Source organism: Bradyrhizobium sp. HKCCYLRH3099 (genome assembly GCF_051167855.1).
In the GTDB taxonomy this organism is placed as follows: Bacteria; Pseudomonadota; Alphaproteobacteria; order Rhizobiales; family Xanthobacteraceae; genus Bradyrhizobium.
In genome coordinates, this window is sequence record NZ_JBNPTW010000018.1 from 172,310 (window position 1) to 186,556 (window position 14,247).

Consider the following 14,247-nt stretch of genomic DNA (forward strand, 5'->3'; position numbering starts at 1 on the left):
TCGATCTCAAGCGAATTTCTGAAACAGCGATCCCCAGCCGCTGACGCCGCCGACATCGACCCCTGCCAGTTTCAGCGACTTCCATACCACGGTGGCGATGGTGTCGAGAATGGGAATGCCGGTCTCGAGCTCCAGCCGCGCGGCCAGCGGGGCGGCGCGCATGTTGGTGCAGACCACCGCGATCGCATCCGGCTTCTCGCGCGCGACCTCGCGGATCATGGCCTCGATCTCGGAAGGCGTCACCCCGGCGAAGGAGAAATTGTCCTGCAAATTGAGGTGGCGGTCGCCGCGGCAGGCGATGCCGAGCCTGGCGTAATTGGCGATGATGCGCGCCTGCACGTCGTCGCGATAGGGCGTGACCAGGCCGAGCGAGGTGGCCTTCATCGCCGCCAGGATCTCGTTGAGCGCCAGCATCGAGGTGGTCGCGGGGATGCCGGTGGCGGCGGTGATCTGCTCGCAAAGGCGAACATCGGCCTCGAAGCCGAGCCAGCCGGAGGAGGTGCCGTTCCAGCCGATGACATCGACCTTGGCATGGGCGAGCAGCTCGGCGGCGCGCAGGATGTTGCTGGTGTCGAACTGCGCCAGCGCGTCGGTGGACAGCGCGATCTCGGTGACCTTGAATCGGGAGAAGTGCGCGGAGACGTTGGGCAGCTCCGCCACCATCGCCGAGGTGATCGGCTCCAGCGCCGTGTTGGACGACGGCGTCAGCATGCCGAGAAGGGTACGTTTGGTCATGGGTGAGCGGCTTTCTCATGCGAGTGCGATCGGAAATGTGCGCCCCGATGGCAGTGTGCTCCCTCTCCCCGTTCTTCACGGGGCCGCGACGAGCTTCGCTCGCGCTGAGAGGATTGGGGTGAGGGGCCACCCCACCCACCGACCGCGCGGAGAGCCCCCCTCACCCGGATCGCATCTTGCGATGCGATCCGACCTCTCCCCGCACACGGGGAGAGGTACAGACCGAGCTCGCCGGATGAGTTGTACACCAAACTGAAGTTGTTCATGCCAGCGCCCTCTGCTCCGCTCTCTCCCCGCGCAGCAGCGCGAGGATATGCCGCTTCAACGCGTTGAACTGCGGTGAGGTGATATCCCGCGGACGCGGCAGGTCGATCGGAATGATCTCCACGATCCGGCCCGGGCGCGCGCTCATCACGGCGACATGCGTGCCGAGGGTCAGTGCCTCGTCGATGCCATGCGTCACGAACACGATCGTGCCCTGGTGCTGCTGCCAGATGCGCACCAGCTCGGTCTGCATGTCCATGCGGGTCTGCTCGTCGAGCGCGCCGAATGGCTCGTCCATCAGGATCACCTGAGGATTCATCAGCAGCGCGCGGGCGATACCGACGCGCTGGTTCATGCCGCCGGACAGCTCGGACGGATAGTGGTTCTCGAAGCCGGTGAGTCCGACCATGTCGATATAGACCTGCGCGCGGGCACGGCGCTCGGCCTTCTGGCCGCCGGCGAGCAGCAAATGAAACGCGACGTTCTCCCACACCGGCAGCCACGGCATCAGATTGGCGTGCTGGAACACGACGCCGCGATCGGCGCCGGGCGCGGTGACGGGCCGGCCGTCGACGCTGACCGTTCCCGCGCTCGGCTGCTCGAAACCGGCGATCATGTTGAGCAAGGTGGACTTGCCGCAGCCGGACGGGCCGAGCAGGCAGACGAACTCGTTGCGCGCGATGGACAGGTTGATATCGCCAAGCGCGGTGACGTCGGCGTTGCGCTTCTTGTCGGTGAAAATCTTGGAGACGCCGGAGATGTCGATGGTCGCCATTGTCATTCTCCGCCGCGAAGCGTCGTATTGCGCTGCCAATGCAGCACGCGCGCCATCACCATGCGGATGGCGAGGTCGCTGCAGAAACCGAGCAGGCCGATGCTCGCCATTGCCGCCAGCACCAGATCGTAGCGCAGGAAGTAGTAGCTGTCCCACAGCACGTAGCCGAGGCCGCTCTTCACCGCCACCATCTCGGCGGTGACGGTGAGCATCCAGGCCGAGCCGATGCCGATGCGCAGGCCGGCGAAGATGCTCGGCATCGCCGCGGGCACGACGATGTAGCGCAGCAACTTGCGCTCGCTGCCGCCGACCATGGCGCCGGCGCGGATGAGGTTGCGGTCGCAGGTCTTCACGCCATGGATGGTGTTGAGCAGGATCGGGAAGAACGCGCCGAGGAACACCAGGAAGATCGCCGGCTTGTTGGCGATGCCGAACCAGATGATGGCGAGCGGGATCCACGACACCGGCGGGATCGGGCGCAGCATCTGCAAGGTCGGCTCGATCACGATCTCGATCTTGCGCGACCAGCCGATGGCGACGCCGAGCGCCACGCCGAGAATGGTCGCGATGGCGAAGCCCGCCGCGACGCGCGACAGGCTCGCCAGCATGTCGGCGAGCCAATGGCCGCTATAGGTCTGGGTGTTGCCGTCGGTGCCGATCAGCCAGTCGGCCCACGCCCACACCACCGTGGACGGCGCAGGGAGCAGCGCCGCCGGCAATGCGCCGGAGCGCGAGAAGGCCTCCCAGCCGGCGAGCACCAGCACGGGGACGATGGCGCGATCGAGCTTGCGCAAATGCGCGAGTGCAGAGGTCATTGGAGGATCATGGGGTTTTGATAAATCATCTGCTCGACCGCTGGCGTGTCGGAGTTGGATTCAGGCTCTTCACGGCAAGAGCGGTGCGCCCCCTCGCCCCGCTTGCGGGGAGAGTGTTGGGGTGAGGGGGACTCTCCGCGAGCACGGTGCGTGGAGAGTCCCCCTCACCCGGATTGCATCTTTCGATGCAATCCGACCTCTCCCCGCACGCGGGGAGAGGTGACATCCCGCCGCGGCGCAATTAGCGCTTCATCAATACCCGAGCTCGGTCTTCGGCTTGCCCGTCGCCGCTTCCAGGAAGCGGTAGTCGAGGTTCTTCTCGACGGCGGCCGTGACGTCCGAATTGATGTACTTCAGGTCGCGCATCATCGTGGCGATGGCGAGCGCGGAGGAGCGGTACATCTTCGGATCGGGATCGAGGTTCTCGACCGCGCCGGTCGCGATGGCCTTGTCCAAGCCGGTGATCTTGGAGATCACCTCGATCAGCGCCGGCTTGTCGGCGGCGATGTGGGCGTCGACCTTCACCACCGCGCGGACCACGCCCTCCAGCGCCTTCGGGTTCGAGGCGATGACGTCGGAGCGCGTGAGGATCAGGTTGGTCAGCTTGCCGGCGGCCTGATCGTAGGGAAAGCCGAAGAATTTTGCCGCCTTGGCCTGCATGATCTGGGTGGCGAACGGCTCGACGGTGCAGATCAGCTCGACCTCGCCGCGGCGCAGCGCCTGCAGATGGTCGGACGGATTGGGGATGTTGACGAACTGCACGTCCTTGTTGATGTCGATGCCCTGCTTGGCGAAGGCGCCGCGCATGTGGATGTCCTGCGCATTGCCGCGCGAGGCGGCGACGCGGAACGGCTTGCCGTCGGCCTTGTACTTCGCGATCAGCGCCTTCAGCGCGCTCCAGTCGCCTTGCGGAAGCTCGATGTCGTTGGCGAGCAGCATCGCCGAGCCGCCATTGACCTGGCCGGAGATGGCGACGACGTCAAAACCTTTGTCGAGCGCGATGGCGTAATGCAAATAGGTCACCTGCGCGACGTCGATGTTCTTCGACACCAGCGCGGTCAGCGCATCGGTGCCGGTGTTGAAGCCGACCGCATCGATTGCGACCCCTTCCGCAAATTGCGGCGTGAGCGACATCGGCGTGCAATGCGCGCATTTGGCATAGCCGAGTTTGATCTTGGGCATGTCGTCAGCGAAGCTGACGGCCGGCAGCGCCAGCGCGAGCAAGGCAAGAATGGGCAGCACGAAACGGTTCACGGTCATCTCCACGGCAGGCGATCGGCAGGCTCTTGCTGCCCTTGGACATGCCTTTCAGCAAACCCCATGCCACTTGGATGCGATATGCAATCTTGATTTTTTATCGTTATTTCAATAGCTTTTATGATATCGATTACGCCTGATTTGCCTGATCCGCGGGCGCTTCGCCCGAAATTCAGGCAGTCACAGGGGAGCCACCGCAGCAGCCATGACCACCCCGGCATCCCGGCCCAGGCTGAAAACGCGCTTCAAGCCCGCGCGCCTGAAGCTCTCCTCCGACCAGCCGACGCGGCCGCTGGCGCGGCTGTCTCTGCACGACCAGCTCGTCGCCAAAGTTCGCGAGATGATCATCGACGGCGAGCTCGCGGCCGGCGCAGCCTTGCCCGAGCGCATGCTGTGCGAGACCTTCGGCGTGTCGCGCACGCCGCTGCGCGAGGCGTTCAAGATCCTCGCCGCCGAGGGGCTGATCGAGCTGCGCCCGCACCGCACGCCGGTGGTGACGCCGATCGATGCGCGCGAGATCGCGGAGATCTTCGACGTGATGGTCGCGCTCGACGCCGCCGCCGGCCAGGCCGCTTCCATCAGGGCCACGGTCAATGACATTGCGAAGCTCGACGCGATGCATGCGGAGCTGGTGGCGCTGCACGGCGCGTCCGAGCGCGCCGCCTATTTCCGCCTCAACCAGCAGATCCACCTGGAGATCACCAGGCTTGCCGGCAACGCCGTGCTGCTCAACATGTGGAGCACCTTGCACGCCAGCGTCTTCCGGGCCCGCGCGGTCGCCAATTACGATGCCAGCCGCTGGGACGAGTCGCTGCGGGAGCACGAGGCCTTCATGGCGCTGCTGCGCGCCCGCGACGCCCAGGGGTTCGCGCGGGCGCTCAGCGCCCATACCCGCAAGACCGGCGATTCCGTGCTGCAGATGCTGGCGCAGGCCAAGCCCGAGGCCGGCGGATAGACTTTCTTCACGTCGAACCGGTCAGGCTGGCGGCGCGACAGAAGAGAGCTTCCCGCGTCGGGCCTGATCATGATCCTGCAATCCCTCGCCGGCCTGCCGGCCTTCCTTGTCTATTTCTGCACCGCGCTGGTCGCGGTGACGGCGTACCTGTTCATCTACACCCACGTGACGCCCTACAACGAGTTCCAGCTGATCCGGGACAATCACCCGTCGGCGGCGATCGCGCTCGGCCTCAGCCTGCTCGGCTTCACGCTGCCGCTGGTCAGCGCCATCGCCCATTCGGCCAACGTGCTGGACTGCCTGATCTGGGCGCTGGTGGCGCTGATCGTGCAGGTGATCGTCTATTATCTCGTCCGCATCCCCGTGCCGGACCTCGCCAACCGCATCGTCGCCGGTGAATTGGCCTCGGCAATCTGGCTTGGACTCGCCTCGCTCTCGGCCGGCGCGCTCAACGCCGCCTCGATGATCTACTGACCATGGCTGGGAAACACATCGACTTCGGCAAGCGCAGGCCGCGGCCCCCGCCGCCGACGACGCCGCCGGTGAAGCGCTCCGGCCAGGTCGCGCTGCTGCTGATGGGCACGCTCGCCGTCGGCGGCACCGCCTATGCGCTGATGCCGCGCCAGCAGAGCTGTCCGCAGCCGGGCGCGGAGACGCCGACGATGGCCGGCCAGCCGCAGCCGAGCGAGTGCAGCACGCGCCGTTCGAGCAGCAGCAGCGGTGGCGGCAGCGGCTCCGGGCGGTGGGGATTTTCGAGCGGCACGTCGGACTCACACAGTTCGAGCAGTTCGAGCAGTTCGAGCCATGTCGCGGACGCTTCCTCCGCCCATGTCTCGCGTGGCGGCTTCGGCGGCTTTGGACATGGCTTCGGCTTCGGCTTCGGAGGCGGCGGCTGATTTCCGTCGCGCCCGCGCCGTGAAAACACCGCGTTTGCGATGTCTCCTGGATTCGGATCTTTGACACAGACCAACAATCATAAAAAACGCGCCTGCCGACTGATCGGAATGGCTCCGATGCAACGTCGGCACCCGATGGTGCCGGCGGCCAGATATGCTGCGCGCAGTGTCCACTGGCGCAGCGCGCTTCATGACGTCCGAAGGTAGGCCAGATGCAGCGCATCCCCTGCCCCGAGCGGCACGACTGGCGCGAGACGGCGGCGCGATGCGGGTTCGACTTCTACGAACTCGACGGCGAGCGCTATTGGGATGAGCGCGCCTACTATGCGTTCACGATCGCCGAGATCGAGCTCGGCATCGAGGAGCCGACTGCCGAGATCGAGCAGATGTGCCTCGACCTGGTCGGCCGCGTCGTCACGGACGAAACACTGCTGCGCCGGCTGCAGATTCCCGACGCGGTCTGGCCGCTGCTGGCGGAGAGCTGGCGGCGCCGCGACGGCAGCCTGTACGGCCGGCTCGACCTGAGCTTCCAGGGATTCCGCGATGGCGGCCGCGCGACGGCAAAACTGCTCGAATACAATGCGGATACGCCGACCTCGATCTTCGAGGCCGCGGTGTTCCAATGGACCTGGCTGGAGCAGGCGATCGAGCGCCGCATCCTGCCGGGACGCGCCGATCAGTACAACTCCATCCACGAGCGGCTGATCGAGCGCTGGCGCGTGCTCGGGAAGGGACGCCGCGTGCATCTGGCGGGACTGACGGCCGAAGCCGAAGATGCCGCCACGCTGGCCTATCTCGCCGACACCGCCGCGCAAGCCGGCCTGTCGACAACCGTGCTTGACATTGCCGACATCGGCTGGCGCGACACCGGTGGCGGCTTCGTCGATCTCGCCAACGCGGACATCGCGCTCGCTTTCAAGCTCTATCCCTGGGAATGGATGTTCCGCGACACGTTCGGCGCCAAGCTCGAGAGCGCCGCCACGCAATGGCTCGAGCCGCCATGGAAGGCGATCCTGTCGAACAAGGGCATCCTGCCGCTGCTGTGGCAGATGAACGAAGGCCATCCGAACCTGCTGCCGGCCTATTTCGAGGACGATCCGAGAGCGGCCAGCCTCGGCCCGAGCTTCGTGCGCAAGCCGATCTATTCGCGCGAGGGCGCCAATGTCAGCCTGGTGGCCGGCGGCGTCGCGCTGTCGGCGCAGGACGGCCCCTACGGCGCGGAGGGCTTCATCCGCCAGGCCCTGGCGCCGCTGCCGGATTTCGGCGGCGTCTACCCGGTGATCGGCAGCTGGCTGGTCGATCACCAGCCGTGCGGGCTGTCGATCCGCGAGGACGAAAGCCCGATCACCGGCAACCGCTCGCGCTTTATGCCGCATGCGATCGTGTAGGTTATTAACGCCGCTGCGCGAAAACGCCTCGACAGGCCGGTCGAGATGATTAGATAGAGCCAGGACGGGAATTGCCAGCGCACGCAAGGCGTGCATCGTCGGGATGAGGCATGACGGCTGAGGACACCGCTCTCGAAGGCTTGCGCATCCTGGTCGCCGAGGACGAGGGCCTGATCGCGCTCGAGCTCGAAACGGTGCTGCAGGGCTTCGGCTGCGAGGTCGTGGGCCCGGTCTCGCGCGTGGGCGACGTATTGCGCGAAGCCGAGCGCGGCGGCCTCGACGGCGCGCTGCTCGACGTCAATCTGCGCGGCGAGCAGATCTTCGCGGTGCTGCCGCAACTGATCGCGCGCGAGCTGAAGATCGTCATCACCTCCGGTTATGACGACGCGACGCTGTTCCCACCGGAATTCCGCGCCCTGCCGCGGCTCGCCAAGCCGTTCGACGAACGCGCGCTACGCGCGATGTGCACAACGACCTTTCTGTCGCGGTGATCAGTCCGGCTGCACGGCCGACGCCGGCACATGCTCGGGCGTCGTCTCGGCGCTGAGCGCAAAGGCCAGGACGCAACGGATGCCCTGAGGCTCGAAGTTCAGCTCCGCCTCGCCGTCGAGATCGAAGCGCACGACACGATCGATCAGCGTGGTGCCGAAGCCGCGTGCGCCGCCGCCCTCGATCGGCGGGCCGCCGCGCTCCAGCCAGACGAGCTCGAGACGGCGGTCGCCGTCGCACAGGCGCCAGGAGATCGCGACGCGGCCGAGCGGCGCTGACAACGCGCCGTATTTGGAGGCATTGGTCGCGAGCTCGTGCAGCACCATCGAGAGCGGCAGCACCAGCCGCGCTTCCAGCAGAACCGGCGGGCCGTCGCCGGCGATACGCCCCTCGCCGACGCCATAGGGCGCGAGCACGGTCGTCAGCAGTTCGTTGAGGCCGATGCCGATCCAGCGCGTCTGGGTCAGGATGTCGTGGGCGATCGACACCGCCTGGATGCGGCCGGAGAAGGCCTTGTTGAAGGCCGGCAGCGACGGCGAGGTCCGCAGGGTCTGGCCGGCCACCGACTGCACGATCGCCAGGATGTTCTTCACCCGGTGGTTCAGCTCGGCCACCAGTATGGTCTGCTGCTCTTCGGCGCGCTTGCGCTCGGTGATGTCGGTCAGGGTGACGATCGAGCCGACAGCCTCCTTGGCGTCGTTGACCAGCGGCCCGCCCGACAGCAGGAACGACCGTCCCGCAACGCGGTCGTTGCGCAACACCACCTCGACGCCGTGAAACGGCCTGGTCGCCAGGGCCTGGTCGAGACTTTCGCGCGAGAAGCGCGTCAGCGTGCCCTCCTGATTGGCGCTCTGCGCGTCGAGCGGAAACGCCTCCGAGAACAATTGCCCGACCGGCGCGCGCTCGGCCAGCTGTTCGGCCACCCAGCTCGCATGCGTGATCCGGCCATCGAGCGCCAAGACCACGATCGCGTCGGTTGCCTGCTCCAGGATCGACCGCGCGAAGCGCTCGGCCGTGGCAACCTCCTCGGCGCGACGCTGCATCGACATGTCGGTGAGCGTGACCAGGGTCGCGACCACGCCGCCCATCGCCATCTGCCGCATCCACACCGACACCGGCAGATGACCGCCGTCGGCGCGGCAGAGCTGCGCGTCGGTCGAGGCATCGTCGGTGCGCTGCTGCGGCACCGATCCGGCAAACAGGGTGTCGAAGCGGCGCCCAACGAGCTCGTTCGCGCCGAGGCCGGTCAGCGCGCACAGCCGCGAATTGACGTAGACGATGACGCCGTCTTCATCGAGCGTCAGCGCGCCGTCGCTCATGCGCTCGACCAGCACGTGATAGGGCGCATCGGCGCCCTGCAGCATGATGACCTGGGGTCCCGACGGGCCCTGCACCACCACGGCATCGACACTGCCGCGATGAATGGCTTCGACCGTCTCCTCGGCTTCGTTGCGAGGCCGTTCCGCCTGCATCGCGTCTGTTGATGCCACGCATCCTCCGTTCAGCTCGGTGCGATATCCAGACCAACCAGCACCTTCTCCGCATTGGAAAGATCGCCGATGATTCGCTTGAGGGGTTCGGGTAGTTGCCTGATCAGCGTCGGGATCGCGACGATCTGATCACGCTGGGCGAGGGCCGGATCCTTCATGAGGTCGATGACCTCGATGGTGTAGCGGCCCGGGAGATGCGTCTCGCAGAGCTTCTTGAGGTTCGCGAGCGCCGCGACTGATTTCGGCGTCTGGCCGGCGACGTAGAGCCGGAGATTGTAGCCATCCTGTTCCATTGCAGCGGCCGTCACTTGCTCGGGCCCGCGGCAGCGGAGGGTCTCGACGAACGGCTCTGCACGAGCGCGATGCGATCGGCGGAACGCTGATCCTCGACGGCACTGCCTTCCAGCTTCAGACGCTCCATCTCCCCCTCCTCGCTCGCAAGCTGAGCCTTCAGCGTCTCGATCTGCACCGTGATCTCGCGGCGGCGCCGCTCGAGGTCGCGCGCGCGCCGCTCCATCTCCTGACTGCGCAGCATCTGATCGGCACGATCCCTGGCCTCCTGGGCAAGCCGGGCCGAACCGGTGAGAACGCCGTCCGGACCGACATAGACCTCGCGCAGGAAGATGCCATCGGCGCGCATGACGAATTCGCGTACCTGGTTCGAATGGGCCATGCCGCGCGACTTCAACAGATAGAGCTGCCGGTTGTGCTCGCCATTAGTTTCCCGGTTGTAGAGCAGCAGCCAGGTGTCGGTGAGCGAGGAGATCTGCATCTCCGTCGTCGCCGTATCGGCCGCTCCCGCGCCGAGATTGGTGAACAGCGCAGTGACGCCGCGGGACTTCAGGAAGTCGATCAGGCGCAAGGTCATCGAATGCACGTCGCCCGCGATGCCGGCCCCCATCAGCGCGGAGATCGGATCGACCACGACCGCGGCGGGATCGAACTCCTTGACCTCGCGATGCATCGACGCGAGATGCGTCTCCAGACCGTACAGATTGGGCCGTCGCGCGGAGAACCGCAGCAGGCCGCGATCGACCCATTGCTGCAGGTCGAGGCCGACCGACTTCATGTTGCGGACGATCTGCTGCGGCGATTCCTCCATCGCGAAGTAGATGCAGCGCTGTCCCGCACGGCAGATCGAATCGGCGAAATGCGCCGAGACCGTCGACTTGCCCGCGCCGGCCATGCCGGACACCAGAATGCTCGATCCCTTGTAGTAGCCCTGGCCTTCCAGCATGTCGTCGAGATCGGGAATGCCCGTCGACACCCGCTCGGTGAATGCGTCATGCGCGAGGCCCGACGAGGTGATCGGCATCACGGTGATGCCTTCCTGGTCGATGATGAAGGGATATTCGTTGGTGCCGTGCGCCGTGCCGCGATACTTCACGACACGCAGCCGCCGCGTCGAGAGCTGGTCATGCACGCGGTTGTCGAGCAGGATCACGCAATCGGCGACATATTCCTCGAGGCCGTAGCGGGTCAGCGTGCCGTCGCCGCGCTCGCCGGTGATGATCGCGGTGACGCCCTTGCTCTTCAGCCACTCGAACAGCCGACGCAGCTCCGAGCGCAGCACCGCCTGGTTGTCGAGGCCACCGAACAGGGTCTCGATCGTATCGATGACGACGCGCTTGGCGCCGATGGAATCGATGGCGAAGCCGATACGGATGAACAGGCCATCCAGATCGTAGTCACCGGCCTCCTCGATCTCGTTGCGATCGAGATGGATGTGGTCGACGACGATCTTCTTCTGCTCGATCAGGCGCTCGATGTCATAGCGCAGCGAGCCGACATTCTTGATCAGGTCCTCGGGCTGCTCCTCGAACGCGATGAAGACGCCGGGCTCGTTGAAGTCGACCGCGCCGTTGTAGAGAAACGTCATGGCAAACAAGGTCTTGCCGCAGCCGGCGGCGCCGCACAGCAGCGTTGGCCGCCCCTGCGGCAAGCCGCCGAAGGTGACCTCGTCGAGTCCATCGATCCCGGTCGGAGATTTCGCAATGACAGGGAGGTCCCGCGTCACAATCCGAGGACGCATACTCGTTTTCATCAATTTTCCCCCGCCGTCGAGCGAACACGCTCAGGCCACACCAAGGCGTGAATCGACGCCTGGGAAGGAAAAAGGTTCCATCCTCGGAAAAAGATTTTGCACTGCGTACTGATCCAGCCATTCCCGGCCGGCGTTTGCGCCGGTCGTTCAATGGCTTGCCGCCCGACCTGCGGTCAGCGCGCCGCGACCACCTTGAGGCCGGGCAGCAGCGCGGCGCCGCCGCGCGGGCTGCGGACCGGATTGATCTGGTACAGGCCTCGCCGGTCCTGGTTGGGCCGGAAGGCGTCGGTGATGCCGACAACCGATTCAGCGGCGCCCAGCAGCAGCGTGCCGTCCGGCTCCATCAGCTTGGCCATGCGTTCGAAGATCGTCGCCTTGGTGTCCTGATCGAAATAGATCAGCACGTTGCGGCAGAAGATCACGTCGAACTTGCCGAGATGCGAGAAGTCCTGCAGCAGATTGAGCTGGCGGTGCTGCACCATGCCGCGAATGTCGGCGCTGAGCTGCCACATCTCGCCGAGCTGGGTGAAGTACTTCACCAGGAGCTGGATCGGCAGTCCGCGCTGCACCTCGAACTGGCTGTAGAGACCCGCCTTGGATTTCTCCAGCACCTCCTGCGACAGGTCGGTGGCGACGATCTCGATGCGCCAGCCGGCCAGCGCCGGGCCGAATTCCCGCAGGCACATCGCGATCGAATACGGCTCCTGCCCGGTCGAGCAGGCGGCGGACCAGATGCGCAGGGTCCGGCGGCTGGCGCGCGATTTGATCAGCTCCGGCAGGATGCCCTCGCGCAGATGATCGAACGGAATCTTGTCGCGGAAGAAGAACGTCTCGTTGGTGGTCATCGCCTCGACCACCTGCGTCGTGAGCTGCTCACCGCCGCTCTTCATCTTCTGCACCAGCTCCGGAATGCCCGGGAGATTGGCGCGGCGCGCGAGCGGCAGCAGCCGGCTCTCGACCAGATATTGCTTGTCGGCAGAGAGGTCGAGACCGGACCGCTCCTTGAGGAGCTTACGCAAGAACTCATAGTCCAGGGGTGTCACGAACGGTCTCCAGCAAACAGACGCACCACTTTCGACGCGATCTGGTTCAAGGGAAGAATCGCCGCGCAGATGCCGGCATTGGCGGCGGCGCCCGGCATGCCCCAGACCACGCTGGTCGCTTCGTCCTGCGCGATCACGCTGCCTCCGGCGGCGACGACGTCCTTGCCGCCGCGCATGCCGTCCGAGCCCATGCCGGTCAGGATCACGGCCAGGGTCGATCCCTGCCAGACCTCGACGGCCGACGTGAACAGCGGATCGACCGCCGGCTTGCAGAAGTTGATGGGGGGCCCGTTGTCGAGCGCGATCGCGACATCGGCCCCATGGCGCACCACCCGCATGTGGCGTCCGCCCGGCGCAAGATAGATCGTCCCGGCCTTCACGATCTCGCCATCGACCGCCTCATGGGCAGGACGGCGGCTCGAACGCGCCAGATGCTCGGCCAGAATCGTCGTGAAGGTCGGCGGCATGTGCTGCGTAATCAGCACCGGGAAGCGGTCGATGACCGGGCCGAGCTCGGTGACCACCGACATCAACGCCTGCGGACCGCCGGTCGAGGAACCGATCAGAAGCACCTTCGGCATCTGCGTGCTGAAGGGACGGCGCGCCAGAGCGGCCGCGGGCGCGGCGGGTGCCGGCATCGGCGCCGCGGCGGGACGCGGCACCACGGCGGGCCGCAATCCCTGCACCTGCGGCGCGGGCGACGGCGCATAGGCGACGGGCGCAGCCGCGCGACGCGCCTTGGCGCCGAGATTGCGGATCTTCTGGATCAGATCGTAGTGGAAATTGTCGGCGGCCGAGGCCTCGCGCGTGCTCTCCGGCTTCGGAATGTAGTCGGCCGCGCCGAGCGACAGCGCCTTGAAGCTGATCTCCGCGTTGCGGCGGGTCAGCGTCGAGGCCATGATGACGGCGAGGTTCTTCTTCTTGGCAAGCAGCTTCGGCAGCGCGGCGATACCGTCGAGTTCGGGCATCTCGATGTCGAGCACGGCGACATCGGGATTGACCCGATCGATCTGATTGACGGCCTCCAGGCCGGTGCGCAACGAGGCGGCCACGACCATGTCGGGCTCAGAGCTGATCCACCGCGAGATCATGCCGCGGATGACGACGGAGTCGTCCACGACCATCACCCGGAGAGGCTCCTGTCTGGTCGAACTTGGGATCGAAGAACTGGCCAACGCGACGCTCATAGTTCACCAACAGGACAGAGGCAAAGGGCGACGGCAACCCCGGATGACCACGGGCCGTCGCTCGCAGCGGAAGTCAGATCAGCCCGACTTCCTGGAATTTTGCAGTCACGATGTCCTTGTCGAAGGGCTTCATGATGTACTCGTTGGCCCCCGCGTGAAGCGCGCGCGCGATGTGGGCGACGTCGTTCTCGGTCGTGCAGAACACCACCTTCGGCGCGTCGCCGCCGGGCATGCGGCGGAGGTTTCCGAGGAACTCGTAGCCGTCCATCACGGGCATGTTCCAGTCGAGCAGAACCGCGTCGGGGAGCCCGCGCTTGCAGATCTCAAGCGCCTGCTCGCCGTCCTCGGCTTCGACGATCTGGAAATCCAGACCTTCGAGAATGCGGCGCGCCACCTTCCGGATGACGCTCGAATCGTCAACTACCAGACAAGTTCTCATTTCAGCCTCACCAGCTCAGGGTCCAAAACAGCGACGCCCGCTGCGTCGCTGAACTCATTTCGCGGTCTTCAGGCCGCCATCTTGTCGGCTGCGAGTTCGAGCACGCGATCGACATCGAGGATGACCATCAGTTGGCCATCGAGGCGATGCACGCCGCCGGCGAGCTTCGCCATGCGCGGGTCGAGGTTGACGGGATTTTCCTCCCGGCTCTCCTCGGGCAACCGCAGCACCTCGCCGATCTGATCGATCAGCAGGCCGTAGGACTCGCCGCGCAGATCGACGCCGACCGCCATCGGCGGCTTGCCGTCATCGGCCTTGGCGAGGCCGAGCCGCGCCCGCATGTCGATCACGGTGACGATGCGGCCGCGCAGGTTCAGTACGCCGGCGATCTCCGCCGACGACAGCGGCACCCGCGTCACCCGCTCGGGCATGAACACGTCCTGCACCCGCGAGATCGGCAGGCCGAACAG

General features: G+C 66.0%; 16 protein-coding genes. 5 read left to right on the forward strand and 11 right to left on the reverse strand.

The window, feature by feature from the left end:
• Positions 1-6: 6 nt before the first annotated feature.
• From ACQR1Y_RS28000 to ACQR1Y_RS28015, 4 genes are all read right to left on the reverse strand, one after another.
• Complete coding sequence (locus tag ACQR1Y_RS28000; RefSeq protein WP_434878817.1) at positions 7-735, reverse strand: maleate cis-trans isomerase family protein; 729 nt, start codon at positions 733-735, stop codon at positions 7-9.
• 262 nt (positions 736-997) lie between these two features.
• Complete coding sequence (locus ACQR1Y_RS28005; RefSeq protein ID WP_434878816.1) at positions 998-1,774, reverse strand: ABC transporter ATP-binding protein; 777 nt, start codon at positions 1,772-1,774, stop codon at positions 998-1,000.
• Between the two features lie 2 nt (positions 1,775-1,776).
• Positions 1,777-2,589, reverse strand: coding sequence for an ABC transporter permease (locus tag ACQR1Y_RS28010; RefSeq protein WP_434878815.1), 813 nt, complete (start codon positions 2,587-2,589; stop codon positions 1,777-1,779).
• Positions 2,590-2,841: 252 nt separating this feature from the next.
• The gene (locus tag ACQR1Y_RS28015) at positions 2,842-3,849 is read right to left on the reverse strand and encodes an ABC transporter substrate-binding protein (RefSeq protein ID WP_434878926.1); all 1,008 of its coding nucleotides are present in this window, start codon (positions 3,847-3,849) and stop codon (positions 2,842-2,844) included.
• 202 nt (positions 3,850-4,051) lie between these two features.
• On the opposite strand from ACQR1Y_RS28015, the gene ACQR1Y_RS28020 reads away from it, so the two are divergent.
• From ACQR1Y_RS28020 to ACQR1Y_RS28040, 5 genes are all read left to right on the forward strand, one after another.
• Positions 4,052-4,801: a GntR family transcriptional regulator gene (locus ACQR1Y_RS28020; RefSeq protein ID WP_434878814.1), complete on the forward strand. Its 750-nt coding sequence runs from the start codon at positions 4,052-4,054 to the stop codon at positions 4,799-4,801.
• A gap of 69 nt (positions 4,802-4,870) precedes the next feature.
• Positions 4,871-5,275, forward strand: coding sequence for a DUF350 domain-containing protein (locus ACQR1Y_RS28025; RefSeq protein WP_434860575.1), 405 nt, complete (start codon positions 4,871-4,873; stop codon positions 5,273-5,275).
• 2 nt (positions 5,276-5,277) lie between these two features.
• Positions 5,278-5,697 (forward strand): hypothetical protein, encoded by a 420-nt coding sequence (locus tag ACQR1Y_RS28030; protein WP_434878813.1) that lies wholly within the window; start codon positions 5,278-5,280, stop codon positions 5,695-5,697.
• Positions 5,698-5,909: 212 nt separating this feature from the next.
• Positions 5,910-7,085, forward strand: coding sequence for a glutathionylspermidine synthase family protein (locus tag ACQR1Y_RS28035; RefSeq protein WP_434878812.1), 1,176 nt, complete (start codon positions 5,910-5,912; stop codon positions 7,083-7,085).
• Positions 7,086-7,195: 110 nt separating this feature from the next.
• On the forward strand, positions 7,196-7,576 hold the full coding sequence (locus tag ACQR1Y_RS28040) for a response regulator (protein WP_434860578.1): 381 nt from the start codon (positions 7,196-7,198) through the stop codon (positions 7,574-7,576).
• Here the strand turns inward: ACQR1Y_RS28040 and ACQR1Y_RS28045 are convergent, their stop codons facing one another.
• The 7 genes from ACQR1Y_RS28045 to ACQR1Y_RS28075 all read right to left on the reverse strand — a co-directional run.
• Entirely contained in the window at positions 7,577-9,064 is a 1,488-nt protein-coding gene (locus tag ACQR1Y_RS28045) for an HWE histidine kinase domain-containing protein (protein ID WP_434878811.1), read from the reverse strand. It lies immediately after the preceding gene.
• A gap of 11 nt (positions 9,065-9,075) precedes the next feature.
• A complete protein-coding gene (locus ACQR1Y_RS28050) occupies positions 9,076-9,372 on the reverse strand; it encodes a circadian clock KaiB family protein (RefSeq protein ID WP_009028388.1) in 297 nt (98 codons plus the stop codon).
• A complete protein-coding gene (kaiC, locus tag ACQR1Y_RS28055; RefSeq protein WP_434878810.1) occupies positions 9,369-11,108 on the reverse strand; it encodes a circadian clock protein KaiC in 1,740 nt (579 codons plus the stop codon). The genes ACQR1Y_RS28050 and kaiC overlap by 4 nt, the downstream gene beginning before the upstream one ends.
• Before the next feature lie 173 nt (positions 11,109-11,281).
• Positions 11,282-12,151: a CheR family methyltransferase gene (locus ACQR1Y_RS28060; RefSeq protein ID WP_434860581.1), complete on the reverse strand. Its 870-nt coding sequence runs from the start codon at positions 12,149-12,151 to the stop codon at positions 11,282-11,284.
• Positions 12,148-13,338, reverse strand: coding sequence for a protein-glutamate methylesterase/protein-glutamine glutaminase (locus tag ACQR1Y_RS28065; RefSeq protein ID WP_434878809.1), 1,191 nt, complete (start codon positions 13,336-13,338; stop codon positions 12,148-12,150). Before ACQR1Y_RS28065 ends, ACQR1Y_RS28060 begins: the two co-directional genes overlap by 4 nt.
• A gap of 73 nt (positions 13,339-13,411) precedes the next feature.
• Complete coding sequence (locus ACQR1Y_RS28070; RefSeq protein WP_006613312.1) at positions 13,412-13,777, reverse strand: response regulator; 366 nt, start codon at positions 13,775-13,777, stop codon at positions 13,412-13,414.
• Between the two features lie 68 nt (positions 13,778-13,845).
• A partial coding sequence (locus ACQR1Y_RS28075) for a chemotaxis protein CheW (protein ID WP_434878808.1) occupies positions 13,846-14,247 on the reverse strand: 402 nt, incomplete at its 5' end.